Annotated in this window: 16 protein-coding genes; 10 read left to right on the plus strand and 6 right to left on the minus strand. The window is 61.6% G+C overall.

The annotated features are described in order from the left end of the window. Window position 1 precedes the first annotated feature (1 nt). The 3 genes from phnT to JL05_RS17985 are packed head-to-tail and all read left to right on the plus strand — an operon-like array spanning window position 2 to window position 2,803. Entirely contained in the window at window positions 2-1,132 is a 1,131-nt protein-coding gene (gene phnT, locus JL05_RS17975) for a 2-aminoethylphosphonate ABC transport system ATP-binding subunit PhnT (protein WP_394854528.1), read from the plus strand. A 1-nt stretch (window position 1,133) separates the two neighbouring features. Beyond that, entirely contained in the window at window positions 1,134-1,997 is an 864-nt protein-coding gene (gene phnU, locus JL05_RS17980) for a 2-aminoethylphosphonate ABC transporter permease subunit (protein ID WP_033633226.1), read from the plus strand. A gap of 2 nt (window positions 1,998-1,999) precedes the next feature. Next, window positions 2,000-2,803, plus strand: a complete 804-nt coding sequence (locus JL05_RS17985; protein ID WP_033633227.1) for an ABC transporter permease — start codon at window positions 2,000-2,002, stop codon at window positions 2,801-2,803. A gap of 45 nt (window positions 2,804-2,848) precedes the next feature. Here the strand turns inward: JL05_RS17985 and kdgR are convergent, their stop codons facing one another. Then, entirely contained in the window at window positions 2,849-3,640 is a 792-nt protein-coding gene (gene kdgR / locus JL05_RS17990) for a DNA-binding transcriptional regulator KdgR (protein ID WP_033633228.1), read from the minus strand. 230 nt (window positions 3,641-3,870) lie between these two features. On the opposite strand from kdgR, the gene JL05_RS17995 reads away from it, so the two are divergent. Continuing rightward, window positions 3,871-5,265: an MFS transporter gene (locus JL05_RS17995; protein WP_033633229.1), complete on the plus strand. Its 1,395-nt coding sequence runs from the start codon at window positions 3,871-3,873 to the stop codon at window positions 5,263-5,265. Between the two features lie 79 nt (window positions 5,266-5,344). Here the strand turns inward: JL05_RS17995 and JL05_RS18000 are convergent, their stop codons facing one another. Then, complete coding sequence (locus JL05_RS18000; protein ID WP_033633230.1) at window positions 5,345-6,052, minus strand: hypothetical protein; 708 nt, start codon at window positions 6,050-6,052, stop codon at window positions 5,345-5,347. Window positions 6,053-6,335: 283 nt separating this feature from the next. After that, on the minus strand, window positions 6,336-7,220 hold the full coding sequence (htpX, locus tag JL05_RS18005; protein WP_004931482.1) for a protease HtpX: 885 nt from the start codon (window positions 7,218-7,220) through the stop codon (window positions 6,336-6,338). A gap of 369 nt (window positions 7,221-7,589) precedes the next feature. Between htpX and JL05_RS18010 the strand changes: the two genes are divergently transcribed. Genes JL05_RS18010 through JL05_RS18035 form a run of 6 tightly spaced genes read left to right on the plus strand, consistent with a single transcriptional unit; the run spans window position 7,590 to window position 13,433 of the window. After that, the gene (locus JL05_RS18010; protein WP_033633231.1) at window positions 7,590-8,681 is read left to right on the plus strand and encodes an ABC transporter substrate-binding protein; all 1,092 of its coding nucleotides are present in this window, start codon (window positions 7,590-7,592) and stop codon (window positions 8,679-8,681) included. A 2-nt stretch (window positions 8,682-8,683) separates the two neighbouring features. Then, a complete protein-coding gene (locus JL05_RS18015; protein ID WP_050501256.1) occupies window positions 8,684-9,724 on the plus strand; it encodes a FecCD family ABC transporter permease in 1,041 nt (346 codons plus the stop codon). After that, the gene (locus tag JL05_RS18020) at window positions 9,721-10,506 is read left to right on the plus strand and encodes an ABC transporter ATP-binding protein (protein ID WP_033633233.1); all 786 of its coding nucleotides are present in this window, start codon (window positions 9,721-9,723) and stop codon (window positions 10,504-10,506) included. Before JL05_RS18015 ends, JL05_RS18020 begins: the two co-directional genes overlap by 4 nt. Then, window positions 10,494-11,291, plus strand: coding sequence for a nicotianamine synthase family protein (locus tag JL05_RS18025; RefSeq protein WP_033633234.1), 798 nt, complete (start codon window positions 10,494-10,496; stop codon window positions 11,289-11,291). The genes JL05_RS18020 and JL05_RS18025 overlap by 13 nt, the downstream gene beginning before the upstream one ends. Then, entirely contained in the window at window positions 11,284-12,591 is a 1,308-nt protein-coding gene (locus tag JL05_RS18030) for an opine metallophore biosynthesis dehydrogenase (RefSeq protein WP_033633235.1), read from the plus strand. Before JL05_RS18025 ends, JL05_RS18030 begins: the two co-directional genes overlap by 8 nt. Continuing rightward, the gene (locus JL05_RS18035; protein WP_033633236.1) at window positions 12,588-13,433 is read left to right on the plus strand and encodes a DMT family transporter; all 846 of its coding nucleotides are present in this window, start codon (window positions 12,588-12,590) and stop codon (window positions 13,431-13,433) included. The genes JL05_RS18030 and JL05_RS18035 overlap by 4 nt, the downstream gene beginning before the upstream one ends. Before the next feature lie 68 nt (window positions 13,434-13,501). On the opposite strand, the gene prc is transcribed toward JL05_RS18035, so the two are convergent. From prc to JL05_RS18050, 3 genes are all read right to left on the minus strand, one after another. Beyond that, window positions 13,502-15,550 carry a carboxy terminal-processing peptidase gene (prc, locus tag JL05_RS18040; RefSeq protein ID WP_015377670.1) on the minus strand — a complete coding sequence of 683 codons (2,049 nt, stop codon included), beginning with the start codon at window positions 15,548-15,550 and terminating at the stop codon, window positions 13,502-13,504. 19 nt (window positions 15,551-15,569) lie between these two features. Next, a complete protein-coding gene (proQ, locus tag JL05_RS18045; RefSeq protein WP_004931497.1) occupies window positions 15,570-16,280 on the minus strand; it encodes an RNA chaperone ProQ in 711 nt (236 codons plus the stop codon). Between the two features lie 96 nt (window positions 16,281-16,376). Further along, complete coding sequence (locus JL05_RS18050) at window positions 16,377-16,874, minus strand: GAF domain-containing protein (RefSeq protein ID WP_033633237.1); 498 nt, start codon at window positions 16,872-16,874, stop codon at window positions 16,377-16,379. Window positions 16,875-16,998 lie beyond the last annotated feature (124 nt).

Here is a 16,998-nt window from a genome sequence, read left to right on the forward strand (position 1 = left end):
GCTGACCATGCCTTCTACCCTCACTTCCCGCGCCGAGGCGCGGGATAGCAGCCTCGACATCGCCGGGCCGTCGGGCATTCAGCTCGACCGCGTCAGCGTGTCGTATCGCGGCACCGAGGTGCTGAAACCCCTGACGCTCACCATCGCCCCCGGCGAAGTGCTGGCGCTGATCGGCCCCTCCGGCTCGGGTAAAACCACCGTGCTGCGAGCGATCGCCGGCTTCGTGCAGCCCTCCGCCGGGCGTATTGCCATCGGTGACGTCGATGTCACCGACGTGCCGCCCTATGAGCGCGGCCTGGGCATGGTGGTACAGAACTACGCGCTGTTTCCGCATATGCGCGTCGAGGACAATGTGGCGTTCGGCCTGCGCGCGCAGGGCAAGCCGCGCGGCCTGACCGCCGAGCGCGTCGAAGAGGCGTTGGCCATCGTCGGCATGTCCGCCTACGCCAAGCGCTATCCCAACCAGCTCTCCGGCGGCCAGCAACAGCGGGTGGCGATCGCTCGCGCCATCGCGGTGCGCCCCAAAGTATTGCTGCTGGATGAGCCGCTGTCGGCGCTGGACGCGCAAATCCGCCACAGCATGGTGGAAGAGATCGCCCGCCTGCACCGCGAGCTGCCGGATCTGACCATCCTGTACGTCACCCACGATCAGGGCGAAGCGCTGACGCTGGCGGACAAGATTGGCATCATGCGCGACGGCCATCTCATCGCCCACGGCGAAACCCGCGCGCTGTACCATCATCCGACGAACCGCTTCGCCGCCGAGTTCCTCGGCCGCGCCAACCTGCTGCCGGCTACCGCCCTGGAAACTACCGCGCAGCAAGGCATGACCACCGTCAGCTGCGCCGGCAAAGTGATCGGCTGTTTCACTTACGGCGCACAACGCGGCTTCGACAAGCTGCTGTGCATCCGGCCACAGCACATTGCGCTCGATGCCGATGCCCAGCGCAGCAACTGCATCATCGGCACGCTGCATGATATTCATTGGCAGGGAGAGTTGACGCACCTGCAGTTCGACGCGGAAGGCCATCCGCTGCGCGTGGTCACCACTCATCGCAGCCGGATGCCGCAGATCGGCGAGCGCGTGCCGCTCTACTTCGCCCCCGACGATGCGGTACTGATCGAGGACTGACATGACCGACTCTACGCTTATTCGCCCGGCCCTGCGGCTGCGTTTGCCGCGCCGCCTGTGGATCCTGTTGCCGCTGCTGGTGCTGGCGACGCTGTTTTTCTACCCGTTAGCGCTGATCGTCAAACAGGCGTTTACCGACGATCAAGGGCTATTCAGCGCCGCCGCGCTGCAACAGGTGTTCGAATCCCGCCGCTTTGTCGGCGCTCTGCTCAACACGCTGCAGATTGCGCTGCTGGCGACGCTGGGCTGCCTGGTGCTCGGCACCCTGCTGTCGCTGCTGCTGGTGTTCACGCCGTTCCCCGGCAGCCGACTGATCGCCCGGGTGATCGATACCTTTATCGCCATGCCGACCTTCCTCATCACGCTGGCCTTCACCTTTATCTACGGCTCCGCCGGCCTGCTGAACGGCACGCTGATGGCGACCTTTGGTTTCACCCTGCCGCCGGTGGACTTTCTTTACTCCATCTGGGGCGTGATCCTGGCGGAAATCACCGTGTTTACGCCGCTGGTGATGCGCCCGCTGATGGCGGCGCTGTCACAGATCGACCGCAGCCAGCTCGAGGCCGCCAGCATCCTCGGCGCCCGGCCGGGGCGCGTGGTGCGCCAGGTGATTTTACCGGCCGCGCTGCCGGCCTTGCTGGCCGGCGGCAGCCTGTGCCTGCTGTTGACCACCAATGAGTTCGGCATCGTGCTGTTTATCGGCGCCAAGGGCGTCACCACGCTGCCGATGATGGTCTACGCCAAAGCGATTCTGGAGGCGGATTACGCCGTCGCCTGCACCATCGCCGTGGTGAATATCGCGCTGTCGCTCGGGCTGTTCTCCCTTTACCGCTACGCCGCGGCGCGCGCCGGGCTGAGGAACTGACGATGTTGATTTGGTCTCGCACCGGCCGCACCCTGACCTGCACGCTGACGGTCACGCTGTTCGCCCTGTTCTTCTGCCTGCCGCTGGCGGTGATCCTGATGTCCAGCCTCAGTGAACAGTGGAACGGCGTGCTGCCGAGCGGCTTCACCCTCAACCACTTCCGCCAGGCGTTCAGCGGCGCCTCCTGGGACGCGCTGGTCGCCAGTCTGGCTATCGGTTTCAGCGCCAGCCTGTTCGCGCTGCTGTGCGGCACCTGGGCGGCGCTGGCGCTGCGCCACCATCAGGGGCGCGGCCAGCGGCTGCTGGGCACGCTGTTTTTCATTCCCAGCGCGGTGCCTTCGGTCTCTATCGGTTTGGGGATGCTGGTGGCGTTCAGCCAGGGGCCGCTGCAGATGAACGGCACCTTCCTGATCGTGCCCGCCGCCCACTTCGTGCTGATTTCCGCCTTTACCTTCGGCAACGTGATGGCCGGGCTGACCCGGCTGCCTGGCGACTACGAGAACGTCGCCGCCAGCCTGGGCGCTTCGCCGCTGTTCCGCCTGCGTCACGTCACCCTGCCGATGATCGCCCCCTACATGATCTCCGCCTTCGCACTCAGCCTGTCGCTGTCGATGGGGGAGCTGGGCGCGACCATGATGATCTACCCGCCGAGCTGGGCGACGCTGCCGGTCACGATCTTCAGCCTGACCGATCGCGGCAGCATCGCCAACGGCGCGACGCTGACCATGATCCTGGTGGCGGCCACGCTGTTGCTGATGCTGATGCTGGAGCGGATTTCTCAGCGGCTGACGCCCGGCGCGAAATAACAACAAGGCGCTGCCATGGCAGCGCCTCGCTCATCGAAATGACGGTCAGAACGGGTAGTCGTGATAGCCCTGCTGCTCGGAAATGCGCCGGGCGGCGACGTGCAGCAACGCCACATACTCCTCCCGCGCCGCGTCGGAAAAGCGCAGCGTCGGGAAAGAGATGCTCAGCCCGGCGATCGCCACCCCGAACCTGTCAAAGACCGGCACCGCGATGCAGCGGATCCCCGCCTCCTGCTCTTCGACATCTTCGCCGAATCCCTGCTCACGCACCCGCTCCAGCACCAGCAACAGTTCGGCGGCGCTGGTCAGGGTATGCTCGGTGCTGCGGATAAATTCAATCTGCGACAGGATCTGCGCTACCTCCTCCCGATCGCGCCAGGCCAGCAGCACTTTACCGATGGCGGTGCTGTGCAGCGGGTTGCGACGACCGATGCGCGAATACATGCGCAGGTTGTACATCGCGTCGATCTTGTGGATATAGACAATGCCGTCCTCATCCAGGGCGCCGAGGTGGATGGTTTCGCGGGTGCGGTTCGACAGTTCGCGCATCTGCACGTCGGCGCTGCGGATCAGATCGACGTTCTGCAACGATTTGGCGCCCAGTTCGAACAGCTTGAGCGTCAGCGCATACTTTTCCGTCTCGCCTTCCTGCGAGACGTAGCCCAGCGCTTTCATGGTTTGCAGAAAACGGTAGACGGTGCTTTTGGACATCATCACCCGCTGGGACAGTTCGGTAATGCCAATCTCGCGCTCATCGCCAAGCGCCTGCAAAATGCCGAACACCTTCATCACGGATGAGACGGCATCCGGTTGCTTGTCTGAATCTGCGTTAGCCATGGTGAATGCCCTACTTAACGGTTTTGTTTCAGGAAATTTAAACAAGGGTTTCAGTATAATCGGAACAGATCGCGGCGCGCAACGCGGCTGAACGCTAAGCGATTGAAGCCAAATGGATAACCCCGGCCCGCTCACCGCTATTTACAATTAAGCGGGCAACGGGCATGCAATCACGGGCGAATATGATTAGCATGATAATACTCCCCTGAATAAATACCGCTGAGACCAACATGCGTCCTTGTTCCGACGGCCTCCCCGTCCCGCAACGCTATGGGGCGATCCTCGCCATCGCCCTCGGCGTTACCGTATCGGTGCTCGACGGCGCGATAGCCAACGTGGCGCTGCCCACCATCGCGCGCGATCTCAACGCCAGCCCGGCCAGCTCCATTTGGGTGGTCAACGCCTATCAGTTGGCGATCACCGTCTCTCTGCTGTCGCTGGCCTCGCTCGGCGATCTGGTCGGCTATCGCCGCATCTATCAGGCCGGATTGCTGGTGTTCAGCATCACCTCGCTGTTTTGCGCCCTGTCCGACTCGCTGCTCACGCTGACCATCGCCCGCGTATTGCAAGGCTTTGGCGCCGCCGCCATTATGAGCGTCAACACCGCGCTGATCCGCATCATCTACCCGCAGCGTTTTCTCGGCCGCGGCATGGGCATCAACTCGCTGATCGTCGCCTGCTCCTCGGCGGCCGGGCCGACGGTGGCGGCCGCTATCCTGTCGGTCGCGTCCTGGCAGTGGCTGTTCGCCATCAACCTGCCGATCGGCATCGTCGCGCTGCTGCTGGGGATGAAATTCCTGCCGGCCAACGGCCAGAAAAGCGATAATCGCCGTTTCGATCCCGCCAGCGCGGTGCTGAACGCGCTGACTTTCGGCCTGCTGATCACCGCCATCAGCGGCTTCGCCCAGGGCCAGAGCCTGACGCTGATCTTCAGCGAGATTGCCGCGCTGCTGGCGATTGGCGCGGTGTTCGTGCGCCGCCAGTTGCGCCAGGAATTTCCGTTGCTGCCGGTCGATCTGCTGCGCATCCCGATCTTCGCCCTGTCGATGGGCACCTCAATCTGCTCGTTCGCCGCGCAAATGCTGGCGATGGTGTCGCTGCCGTTCTTCCTGCAAAGCGCGTTGGGCCGCGACGAAGTGGCGACCGGGCTGCTGCTGACGCCGTGGCCGCTGGCGATCGTGGTGATGGCGCCGATCGCCGGCCGGCTGGTGGAGCGCGTGCACGCCGGCCTGCTGGGCTGCATTGGACTGGCGGTGTTCGCGCTCGGGCTGTTCTCGCTGGCGCTGCTGCCGGCGGCGCCGTCGAATATGGACATCATCTGGCGCATGGTGCTGTGCGGCGCCGGTTTCGGTCTGTTCCAGTCGCCCAACAACCACACCATCATCTCCGCCGCGCCGCGCAACCGCAGCGGCGGCGCCAGCGGCATGCTGGGCACCGCCCGCCTGCTGGGGCAAACCTCGGGGGCCGCGCTGGTGGCGCTGATGTTCAACCTGTTCCCTACCTCCGGCACCCACGCTTCACTGATCCTGGCTGGGGTGTTCGCCACCCTGGCTGCGGCGGTCAGCGGCCTGCGCATCACCCAATCGACCGCGCAAACGGCGCAGCCCAGCCGCGAGGTGAAATAGCGGGCATAGAAAGAGCCGGGCCCCAATCCGATGTGGCCTGCCTGAGCCGGGCCACGTCGAGCGCGATGCAGGCCTGGCGTCAGTCGCCGCTCCTCAAAGGGCTGCGGCCCTGTCGTAGACATGCTAAATAGGCGTCGTCATCCGGATACCAGCCAACAATGCGTTGGCCGTCGTTATCCACCCCCTCGAAGTCCTTCAGTAAGCCAGGGGCGAACATGCGCTTGATCAGATCTTCGGCCTGAGCGCTGTCGATGCGGCAATCGCAGCGCGTGTTTCCGTCAACCTGAACGAAGTTCTGCAACGAAGCGAGACACCGCGCATCGAGATCGCCATGGACATGGATAAACTCCCCCGTCTCTACCAGGGTGAGCGCGGTCAGATCTCCCCCCACCACGAACGCACCGTCGTTTCCTGAGCTGCAATAGGCATGGCGTATGCGGACATCATCACGCACGACCAGTCCGCCCCAGCAAATCAGCGTATCCGCCTGCAGCCGCCCCAGCACGACAATGCCGCCGTCCTCGCGCTGCGGCGATACCGCCAGGCATCCTTCCACGATCATATCGCCGTCCACGATCAGGTAATCGTAATCGTGGCTGTCGTGCTCGTCGGGGAAAAATGCCGGGAGGTGAAGATCGCCTGAATGCCAGCGAATAGCTGGCCGTTCAGCATCGTCATCATGCCGGTTGAACAGTTCCGCAACCGCATCGGCGATACCGCCTGTCAATTCCGCCAGGCGCGCCGGTAGCTCATCACCGTTGAGCAAGGGAAGGTGGTTGATTTTCATAGGGCCTCAGGGACAAATGTCATTGCGCCAAAGCATATAACATGCGCTTCCAAAGCCAAACAGCCGGTCGTCACTCAGCCAGGATGCGGCTTACCCTCTTTCATGGTCGTCTCGCTCCGCGGCGGTAAACGCACAGAGAGGCCGACAGGCGTTATTCGAAGGCGGGCTTTATGGACTCGGGGGGTTCTTGCACCGCGTTAACCCCCGTCGACGCTGAAAAAGCGGTTCAGGCATGCCATAAAAAAACCCCGGCAAGCCGGGGTTTTTCATTTCATTCAGCCGATTACTTCAGGTACTGGCCGGTACGCAGCGCTTCGATACGCTTGTCGAGCGGCGGGTGCGACATGAACAGCTCGCTGAACGACTTGGATTTACCATTAATGCAGAACGCCATCATGCTGCCCGCTTCCTGCGGTTCATAGCTGGTTTTCAGACGCTGCAAGGCGGCGATCATCTTCTCGCGGCCCACCAGTTTGGCGGAGCCGGCGTCGGCATAGAACTCGCGGTGACGCGAGAACCACATGGTGATGATGCTCGCCAGGATGCCGAACACCAGTTCCAGCACCATCGACACGGCGAAGTAAATCATCGGGTTGCCGTTGCCTTCCCCTTCACCATCACCGTCGCGGTTGCCGAGGAAACCGGCAGCGACCTGCGCGATCAGGCGTGAAATGAAGATGACGAAGGTGTTCACGATGCCCTGAATCAGGGTCATGGTCACCATATCGCCGTTGGCGACGTGGCTGATTTCGTGCGCGATGACCGCTTCCGCTTCGTCACGGCTCATGCTCTGCAGCAAACCGGTGCTGACGGCGACCAGCGAGGCGTCGCGGCGGGCGCCGGTGGCGAAGGCGTTGATGTCCGGCGCGTGGTAGATAGCGACCTGCGGCATGGCGATGCCCGCCTGCTGCGACTGACGGCGTACCGTTTCCAGCAGCCAGTTTTCGGTTTCGTTACGCGGTTGTTCAATCACTTCCCCGCCGACGGAGCGCAGCGCCATCCACTTGGACATCAGCAACGACACGAAAGCGCCGCCGAAGCCGAACAGACCGGCCATGATCATCAGGCCCTGAACGCTACTGGATTGGATTCCTGTCAGGCTGAGCACCAGCCCGAAAACCAACATCACCGCCAGGTTGGTGAGCAGGAACAGAGCTATACGCATCATAAAATGTTTACTTCCTCATAAATGTTAACAAAACGCTGTCCAAGATACCCTAGATCGTATGGGCATTCGTCACAGTTTCAAGAGTCGCGCGCCATTAACCTACTAAAAATACGAAACTTTACAAAAACGACGCGCGACCGGGATTTGGCAAATTGTAAACGATTGTTGCGCAAGGCGGAGGGATTTTGCAGAAAAATTTCTTTGCCCGCACGCCATGACAACGAGAAACGTTATCCTCACGCTTTATAGGCCAATATCCGCTCGGCGCGCTTCATCATGCCCCGCCTGATCCAGCGGCGACGAAAGTTTGAATCTCGCGATTAATTGTTACATTATAACACCACAATTAATCGTAAAGGGATGTCAATCATGTTATCGCGTATCGTCTGGATGCTGGCGACGTGGCTGCTTTTCTGCCAGGTCGCGCACGCGGAAATTCACCTCACCGACGTTGAAGGACGCCAGGTTACCCTGGCCGCCCCCGCACAGCGCGCCTATATCGGCTTTTACTACGAAGATTTTCTGGCGGTGAACGGCCCGGAGAGTTATCAACAGGTCGTCGCCTTCTCCAAAAGCGACTGGGCGTTGCGTGCCAGCCAATGGGCGCGCTATCAGGCGGCGCTGCCACGGCTCGCTCAGCTGGTCGATGTCGGTTCGCTCTATAACCAGAGCTTCGATTTTGAACGCCTGCTGACCACGCGGCCAGATCTGCTGATCCTGGCGAAGTGGCAGCTCGACGGCTTCGCCAACTTCCTGCCGGTGCTGCAACGGCTCAACATTCCTTACATCGTCGTCGACTTCAATCAGGGCGTTGAAGTCAAGCTCGCCAGCATCCGGTTGATGGGCCAGGCGATGGGCCACGCCGAGCGAGCGGAACGGCTGGCCGACGAATATCGCCAAAGCCTCGAGGATACCCGGCGGCGCATCCGCCAGGCGCAGCTGCCGCCGCCGGTCACCTACATTGAGCTGGGGGACAAGGGCCCCGGCGAGTACGGCAGCAGCTATGGCGCATCGATCTGGGGGCCGCTGCTGCAGCTGGCCGGCGCCGACAATATCGCCGCCGGCGTCGTCGGCAGCCCTTCCCCCTTGCGCGCCGACTATGTCCTGACCCAACGGCCCGAGGTGATTTTTCTCGCCGGTGGCGACTGGGAAAACATGCCGAACGCCGTGCCGATGGGCTACGGCACGCAGGCAGCCCCCCTACAGACGCGCCTGACGCAATACGCCCGGCGGGCGGGATGGCCGCAGCTGCCGGCGGTAAAAAATCAGCGTCTTTATGCGCTTTACCATGGCGGCGCGCGCACGATATACGACTTTATTTTTGTCCAGTATCTGGCGAAAGCGCTCTATCCCGCCGCGTTTGCCGATGTTGATCCCGCGCGCAATCTGGCGCAGTTCTACCATCAATATTTGCCGATAGAGGCGGACGGCGTCTTCTTGCAACGCTGGCAAGGAGAATAACCGTGGCCCACACAGGACGTGCGTTTTTGCGACGGCGCAGGCTGCGCCGCGGGCTATTGACGCTGGCGCTGCTCGGCGCGCTGCTGGCGGCGACCGCCATCGACCTCACCGTCAGCGCCGCGCAACTTGGCCTCACGGATATCGTGCGGATGCTTTGGCCTGGCTCTGCGCCTGGCAACGAGCTGCATCAGGTGGTTTTCTGGTCGATTCGCTTGCCGATGACGCTCACCGCCCTGGTGGTCGGCGCCAGCCTGGCGCTGGCGGGCCTGCTGATGCAGACCGTGCTGGCCAATCCCCTCGCCAGCCCCTATACGCTGGGGATCTCTGCCGCGGCGGGGTTCGGCGCGGCGCTGGCGATCCTCACCGGCTTCAGCCTGGGCGGCGCGTTGGCGCTGGGCACGCCGCTGCTGGCTTCGCTGATGGCGTTGCTCGCCTGCGTGCCTGTCTATCTGCTGGGACAACGCCGCGGCATGACGCCGCAAATATTGGTGTTGAGCGGCATCGTGGTGCTGTTTTTCTTTCAGTCGCTGCAATCGCTGCTGCTGTTTCTGGCCTCGCCGGAAGCCATGCAGCAAATTGTCTTTTGGCTGTTTGGCAGTCTGCTCAAAGCCAATATGCACGGCGTGGCGATCACCGGCGTCGTGTTGCTGTGCGCGCTGTTCGTCAGTCTGCGGCTCGCCTGGCGGCTGACGGCGCTGTCCGCCGGCGAAGAGCAGGCCCAGGGGCTGGGCATCAATGTCAGCGCCTTGCGCAAGCTGGCCTTTCTGCTGGCGACCTTGCTGACGGCCGCCTCGGTCTCGTTTGTCGGCACCATCGGGTTCGTCGGGCTGATCGCCCCGCATTTCGCCCGCTTTCTGGTGGGTGAGGATCAGCGCTACCTGATCTGCATTTCCGCCCTCTGCGGCAGCCTGCTGCTGCTGTGCGCCTCGATCGTCGCCAAGCTGGTGATGCCGAACGGCGTGGTGCCCATCGGCATCGTTATCGCCCTGATCGGCGTACCGGTGCTGTTTTACTTCGTCACTCGACAGGTTAAACGCCCATGACTCAACTGACCCTCGCCCGCGTCGGCGTCTCGCTGCATCGCCGCTCGCTATTGGCAGACGTTTCATTGAGCTGGCCGGAGGCGCAGCTCGGCGGCATCATCGGCCCCAACGGCGCCGGCAAATCGACGCTGCTCAAAGCGATTAACCGCATGGTGCCATGCAGCGGCGAGATCGCTTACCGCGAACGCCCTCTCGATCCGAAAACCAGCCGTATCGCCTATGTGCCGCAGCTTAATCGCTGCGATTCGGCATTGACCGCTTTTGACATGGTGCTGCTGGGCAAGGTACGCCAGTTGAGCTGGCGCGTCAGCGCCGCCCAGGCCGATGCGGTCGAGCAGGCGCTTACGGAATGCGGCATTTCCGCGCTCGCCGATCGCCCCTTCAACCGTCTCAGCGGCGGGCAGCGGCAGTTGGTGATGCTGGCTCAGGCCTTCGTCTCTCAGCCGCAGATCATTTTGCTCGACGAACCCACCAGCGCGCTGGATATCCACCACCAGCTGCGCGTGCTCAATCAGATCGCCGACTATGGCCGGCGTCACCGCTGCATCACGCTGTTGGTGATCCACGATCTGGGATTGGCGCTGCGCTATTGCCACTCACTCACGCTGCTCGCGCACGGACGCGTCGTTTGCCACGGCGATACCCATCAGATGATGGGACATCCGATGGTGTCTCGCGTATTTGGCGTCGGCATCGAAAACGGCGTCAGCCCGCAGGGCTACCCCTATCTGCTGCCGACACAGCTGTTACACGCACACGGAGAATCCCCATGTACACTCTGACCAAGGCGGACATGCTGGCGCAACTCGCCGGCTTGCAACAGGAAATTCACCAGCTACACCGCTCCGCCCGGCAAGATCGGCGCCATTTTTCCCTGCTGGAACGCCGTTTCAGCCGCCTGCAAGCCTTTAACGACGAACCACAGCTGCAGGCCTACCGTCGAAAACTGGAAAACGACCGTTTGATAACGGCGCAGATCGCCCAACTGCGGGCGACAGCCAACGCCGCGTTGTGCGACTACGAGAAACATCGCGTCTCGGCGCTGTGCCGGGAACCGGCGCAAACCAACGCCTACCTGAACAGTTTCGACCGCGCGCTGCAGCTGGAGATCGCGGCCGCCGACATTAAACCCGGCGAACGGGTGCTGCTGGTGGGCAGCGGCGCATTGCCCACCACGGCGCTGGCGCTGGTCGCCAGGCTCTCCGCCACCGTCATTTGCTACGATTGCGATCCGGGGGCCCAGCGTTTTGCCCGCCGGCTCACGCGCCACCTGGGGCTGGTGCAGCAGATGCCCTGCATCGACAAGCTGAACGGCCTGACGCGAAACGATATCGATCACATCATCATCGCCTCCCTGGTGGCGGACAAGCAGGGTTTGCTGAAGGCGCTGCGGCCTTTGCTGCCCCAGTGCGGCAAATTGCTGGTGCGCTATGGCAACGGCCTCAAGTCGATCTTCAACTGCCCTTACCACCACCAGGCCGCCGGCTCGCCCTGGCGCGTCAGCGGTAAACCGCTCGCCACCCCGCTGTACGATCTGTTGATTTTGGAGCCCCACCGCCATGAATAATGCCTTTCCCACCCTGATCCTCGGCGCCGGCCCGGCGGCGATCCAACTGGCTGCGGACATCAAGGCCGCGGCCAATGCGCGCATCGGCCTGTACAACCGCCCCAGCGAAAAAGGGCGCCGCCTGAAGCAACATCTGGCGCACACGCCCAGCCTGTGGCTGACGGGCGCCGGTAAGGCGCAGCGCACCCAAGACGATGCGCAGGTGACGATTGATCGCTATTACGATGATCTGTCACTGGTCGGCGGCGCCTGGCGCAGACTGATCCTTGCCGTCCCCGCCGATCAATACCATGACGTGCTGCGACAGGTGCCATGGGCGGCGTTGCCCCAACTGCGCTCACTGATCCTGCTCTCTCCCTCCATCGGCTCCGGCCTGATGGCGCAAAGCCTGCTGCAGGACGCCGGACAATCCCACGTCGAGGTCATCAGCCTGTCGAGCTACTACGCCGATACCAAGTACCAGAACGCCGAGCAGCCTTACCGCGCCTACACCAAGGCGTTCAAGCAGCGGATTTATCTGGCCGGTGCAGGCGCAAGGTCAGACTGCGCCGAACTCGACTGGCTTTGCTCGCTGCTGGCGCGTCACGGCATTGACGCCCAACGCGGCGACAGCCTGCTCGCCGCCGAGCGCTTCAGCATCACCAATTATGTTCATCCTCCGCTGGCACTGGCCGATACCACGCTGCAGGCGATATTCCAGCCGCAGGGGCCGATCCAGTACCTGTATAAAACCCACCCCGAGGGCCCCATCTGTCCCGAGGCGATCGCCGACATGCTGGCGCTCTCGCAGGATTACCAGCAGTTGCTCAACCGGCTCGGCATCGAGGCCATTAACCTGCTGCGCTTTTTGAATGACGACAACTACCCGGTTCCGCCCCGTATGGTGAGCCGCCGCTGGATTGACCAATTCCCGCAGCTCGCGCCGACGGAGCAATGCTATGCGCTGTTTACGCGTTATACCGCGCTGCTGGTCGACCCCTATTCCGAGCCGGACGCGCAGGGCCGCTACTATGATTTTTCCGCCGTCAGGGTCGCCCGCGTCTTCCAGGATGCCCAGGGGCGCTGGCGCCTGCCGCGCGTGCCGCAAGAGGACGTGTGCAAACTGCGCGTCCTGGTCTTGCTGGCGCAGCGGCTTGACGTCGAGATGCCCGCCGCCCAGCGTCTGTTGGCGCGCTTTCAGCAGGCGCTGCAGCGCTTCGTCACCCGGATCGGCGCCGAGCATTGCCATCCTTCGTTGCTGGACGATACCTGCGACGAGCAGGCGGACATCATTTACCGACAATGGCGGAGGCAAGCATGAATCAGGGTGCGTTACTGGCCATTTTTGCCTCGTTGATTTTCAGCGTCATGAACGCGCTGGTTAAAACCATCTCCGATGCTATTCCCACCGGTGAAATCGTGTTCTTTCGCAGCAGCATCGGCTGTCTGCTGGTTCTGCTGCTGATGTACCGCCACCGCATCGCCTTCAGCCGCGCAGACCGGCCGCTGCTGGTGTTGCGCGGCACCATGGGCGGGCTGTATCTCATTTGTTATTTTTACAGCATCGCCCATCTGACGCTGGCCGACGCCAGCATGCTGGCCTATCTGTCGCCGTTTTTCTCCATTTTGCTCTCCTTGCTGGTGCTGCGTGAACGGGTCAACGCCAATACCGCATTTTGGCTGGCGATGGTCATCATCGGCGCCGTGCTGCTGGTGCGGCCGTGGCACTTCTCGGCCTATACCCTGGCGTCGCTGGTCGGCGTGATGAGCGCGGTGTTCGCCTCGATCGCCTATCTGTCGGTCAACAAACTCAGCAAGCGCCACCATAACTACGAGATCGTGTTCTATTTCCTGTTCATCGCAACGCTGATCTCGCTGCCGCTGATGTGGAACGCATTCGTTTGGCCCAACGCCTATCAGTTCGCCATTCTGCTCGCCATCGCCCTGGTGTCGCTGTTGGGGCAGGTCGTCTTAACCCAGGCCTTTTCTTCCGATAACCTGATCGTGGTCTCGGTGGTGCGCTATATCGGCATCGTGTTCAACATCGCCTGGGGTTGGCTGTTCTGGCATGAGATCCCGCTGCTGCTGTCGCTGTTCGGCTGCCTGCTGGTGGTGGTTTCCTGCATTCAGCTCGGGCTGCGTCACCGCAAGAAACCGGCTTAAGCCGGGCTTGCCGCAACCCCAAAAAAAACGCACCCGAGGGTGCGTTTTTCATCCTGCCAGACGCGGCCTTACTTAGCCGGCGTTGGCTGCTGAGCGGGCTGATCCTTTTCCAGATGAGCCAGGTCCAGCGCGATATGCACGGTTTCATCCAGGTACGGATCCGGTTCCTGGTAATCCTTCGGCAGATCGTCGAGCGATTTCAGCGGCTTCTTACCCGCGCGCTCCAGACGCTCGTTGATGCGTTTCAGACGGGTCGCATCGTCATCGTGGTTCTCTTTCTCGCGCACCGCCAGATTGAGGGACACGATGTTGCGTTTATCCTTCAGCGCCTTGTAATGCGCGATATCCTGCGCGATGTACTGGAACTCCGGATTCTGCGCGATGCGCTGTTGGTGATCTTTCAGCAGTTCCGGCTCGAACGGCGCCATATCGCCGGTCTTGCTGTAGGTCGCCGCATTGATGCTGTCCCACGGCATGGCGTTGTCTTCAAACGCTTCGCCGGTTTCCGCCGGATCAACGCCGGTCGGCATCAGAATATCCGGCGTCACGCCCTTGCGCTGGGTGCTGCCGCCGTTGACGCGGTAGAACTTCTGAATGGTGTACTGCACCGAACCGAGCGCCGGCCACTCAGGGCGCAGCATCTGGTCGTAGATGCGGTTCAACGAACGGTACTGCTGCACGGTGCCTTTACCGAAGGTCGGTTCGCCGACGATCAGCGCGCGGCCGTAATCCTGCATCGCCGCCGCGAAGATCTCGGAAGCGGAGGCGCTGAAGCGATCGACCAGCACCACCAGTGGGCCTTTGTAGTAGGTCACGCCGTCGGTGTCGGCGTCTTCACGCACTTTGCCGTTGTTGTCGCGCACCTGCACCACCGGGCCGCTCGGAATGAACAGGCCGGACAGCGACACCGCTTCAGTCAGCGCGCCGCCGCCGTTGGTGCGCAGATCGATGATCACGCTCTTGACGTTCTGCTTGGCCATCTTCTGCAGCTGCACTTTCACGTCATCGGTCAAGCCGACGTAGAAGCCAGGGATGTCGAACACCGCCACCTTCTCTTTGCCGACGGTCTTGATGGTCATTTTCACCGCGCGGTCTTCCAGGCGGATGCGCTCGCGGGTCAAGGTGACCACGCGGGTTTTGGTGCCCTTGCCGGCCGGCAGGATCTCCAGGCGCACCTTGCTGCCCTTCGGCCCTTTGATCAGCGACACCACGTCGTCCAGACGCCAGCCGATCACGTCCACCATCGGTTTGCCGGCCTGGCCGACGCCGACGATGCGATCGCCTACGGTGATCGCCTTGCTCTTCGCCGCCGGGCCGCCCGGCACCATCGAGTTGATCAGGGTGTAGTCATCATCCATCTGCAGCACCGCGCCGATGCCTTCCAGCGACAGGCTCATCTCGGTGTTGAACTGCTCGGTATTGCGCGGAGACAGATAGTTGGTGTGCGGATCGATTTCATGCGCAAAGGCATTCATCGCCAGCTGGAAGACATCTTCGCTGTTGCTTTGCGTCAGGCGCTTGATGGCGAACTGATAGCGTTTGGTCAGCGTGTCGTGGATTTCTTTGTCGGTCTTGCCGGTCAACTTGAGGTTCAGCTCGTCATAGGTGACTTTCGCATCCCACAGGCTATCCAGCTCAGCCTTGTCTTTCGGCCACGGCGCTTTGCTGCGGTCGAGATCGATAGTGCCGTTGCCGGTAAAGTTCATCGGCTTGTCCAGCAGCGACAACGCATAGGTGTAACGCTCGAAACGACGTTTCTGCGCCAGATTGAACAGCGCGTAGAAGGTGTCCAGCTTACCGGTTTTCAGCTCTTCGCCAACCTGATTACGTTTGCCGGCGAACTGCGCCACGTCGGCAGCCAGCAATACGTTATGGTTGTAGTCCAGCATGTTCAGGTAGCGATCGAAGATCTTGCCTGAAAACTCCGCGTCAAGGGCGAACTGGCGGTAATGAGAGCGAGTGAAGCGCGAGGTAACGCGTTCACTCACCGTAGCGTGCTGGGGTTCCTGTTGCAGTTGGGGCAGTTGGCCGATACGGATGTTGGCTGTTTCCGCGCCGTAACTGACACCCGCCCACAGCAGCCCTGCAATCGCTGTTAATCTGACGAATTTGTTCATGCCTGGGTTGGCCTCCGTATCAGAACTGCAAGTGTTCTGCGCGCACAATCATCGCCAGACCGGAAGAGAGCTGCACACGTACGCCATCTTTAGCGATTTCGAGTACGGTAGCATCCATCGCGCTCTTGCCTGCTCTGACTTTGATTTCCTGGCCAATTTGCAGTTTAGAGATATCCGTGACTGGCGCATAACGCGGCTGGCTTTCCTCTTTGGCTGCACGAGGTTGGCGAGCGGGCTGTGGGCGAGTTTGTGGGCGCGGCTTGCGGTTTTCCGGCGCGGCTCCGCCTTCGCGACGTGCAGCGGGCTTTTTACCGGCTGGACGCGGACGGCGTGGCGCAGCATCGGCGGATTCACCGGCGGCTTCACGTTTTTTGGCGTTTTGTTCGGCACGCTGTGCCTGAACGCGCGCTTTGGCTTCTTCAAGCTGCTGGCGAGCATGATCGACATGCTGCTGTTCCAGTTCACCGCACGGATTGCCGTCCAGATCGACGCGCTGCGCGCCGACTTTAACGCCGTACAGGTAACGCCAGCTTGAGGTGTACAGGCGCAGGGCAGAACGCAATTGCGTTTTGCTGAGATTCTCTTCCCCCTGCACGCGCTCTACCAAATCCTGAAAAATACCGATTTTCAGCGGACGAGCTTCGCCTTCGGCGCTAAAGCAGAGCGGAAAACGCTCGGCAAGAAAAGCAATGACTTCTTTACTAGAGTTCAACTTAGGTTGATTTTCCATGAAATTTCCTGATTACAACGGTATTGCCAACAAGCCACAGGCATGAACAGGCGTCATTATAATGACGCCATCGGTAATTGCCACGTTAACCGTCGATCAACTTGCCGCCACAGTCACATATTTCGCACTGTCGCACTGTTCCAGTTGCTCACAAAGCCCCGCCACCACTGCTTTCAGGCCCGCTTCGTCCCGTTCGTCGAAGCGTTGATAAACCGTGCTATCGATGTCCAAAACGCCGATCGCTCGGCCGCCAACCGCCAGCGGCAGCACGATTTCCGCGTTGCTGGCCGCATCGCAGGCGATATGGCCCGGGAACGCATGCACGTCGCCGACGCGCTGCACGCGATTTTCCGCCACCGCCGTGCCGCACACGCCCTTGCCCACCGGGATGCGCACGCAGGCGATCTTGCCCTGGAACGGCCCCAGCACCAGCTGAGCGCCATCCATCAGATAGAAACCGACCCAGTTCACGTCATCCAGACGCTCGTTGAGCAAGGCGCTGGCGTTGGACAGCGCCGCGATAAAGTTGGTCTCCCCGCCGAGCAACGCGCTCAGATCACGTTTTAATTCCGCGTAGAATTGTTCTTTTGTCATGTGATAACCATTGAAACAGTGAAGATGGCCAGAAGCCCAAAGCTTAGGCCCTATAAAATAAGCATTAAATGCGTATAGCCACAAGGTTAATCATCTGTTGCTTCACAAAACCCCGTCGCTCGGG

Origin of the sequence: Serratia nematodiphila DZ0503SBS1 (assembly GCF_000738675.1) — a bacterium.
Taxonomy (GTDB): domain Bacteria; phylum Pseudomonadota; class Gammaproteobacteria; order Enterobacterales; family Enterobacteriaceae; genus Serratia; species Serratia nematodiphila.

What these genes read in the sequence shown, in the direction of transcription:
- htpX (WP_004931482.1), bottom strand. Translation starts at nt 7,220, where the DNA reads ATGATGCGTATAGCTCTGTTCCTGCTCACCAACCTGGCGGTGATGTTG.
- JL05_RS18020 (WP_033633233.1), top strand. Translation starts at nt 9,721, where the DNA reads ATGACTCAACTGACCCTCGCCCGCGTCGGCGTCTCGCTGCATCGCCGC.
- kdgR (WP_033633228.1), bottom strand. Translation starts at nt 3,640, where the DNA reads ATGGCTAACGCAGATTCAGACAAGCAACCGGATGCCGTCTCATCCGTG.
- JL05_RS18030 (WP_033633235.1), top strand. Translation starts at nt 11,284, where the DNA reads ATGAATAATGCCTTTCCCACCCTGATCCTCGGCGCCGGCCCGGCGGCG.
- JL05_RS17995 (WP_033633229.1), top strand. Translation starts at nt 3,871, where the DNA reads ATGCGTCCTTGTTCCGACGGCCTCCCCGTCCCGCAACGCTATGGGGCG.
- prc (WP_015377670.1), bottom strand. Translation starts at nt 15,550, where the DNA reads ATGAACAAATTCGTCAGATTAACAGCGATTGCAGGGCTGCTGTGGGCG.
- phnU (WP_033633226.1), top strand. Translation starts at nt 1,134, where the DNA reads ATGACCGACTCTACGCTTATTCGCCCGGCCCTGCGGCTGCGTTTGCCG.
- JL05_RS18000 (WP_033633230.1), bottom strand. Translation starts at nt 6,052, where the DNA reads ATGAAAATCAACCACCTTCCCTTGCTCAACGGTGATGAGCTACCGGCG.
- JL05_RS17985 (WP_033633227.1), top strand. Translation starts at nt 2,000, where the DNA reads ATGTTGATTTGGTCTCGCACCGGCCGCACCCTGACCTGCACGCTGACG.
- JL05_RS18035 (WP_033633236.1), top strand. Translation starts at nt 12,588, where the DNA reads ATGAATCAGGGTGCGTTACTGGCCATTTTTGCCTCGTTGATTTTCAGC.
- JL05_RS18010 (WP_033633231.1), top strand. Translation starts at nt 7,590, where the DNA reads ATGTTATCGCGTATCGTCTGGATGCTGGCGACGTGGCTGCTTTTCTGC.
- proQ (WP_004931497.1), bottom strand. Translation starts at nt 16,280, where the DNA reads ATGGAAAATCAACCTAAGTTGAACTCTAGTAAAGAAGTCATTGCTTTT.
- JL05_RS18025 (WP_033633234.1), top strand. Translation starts at nt 10,494, where the DNA reads ATGTACACTCTGACCAAGGCGGACATGCTGGCGCAACTCGCCGGCTTG.
- JL05_RS18050 (WP_033633237.1), bottom strand. Translation starts at nt 16,874, where the DNA reads ATGACAAAAGAACAATTCTACGCGGAATTAAAACGTGATCTGAGCGCG.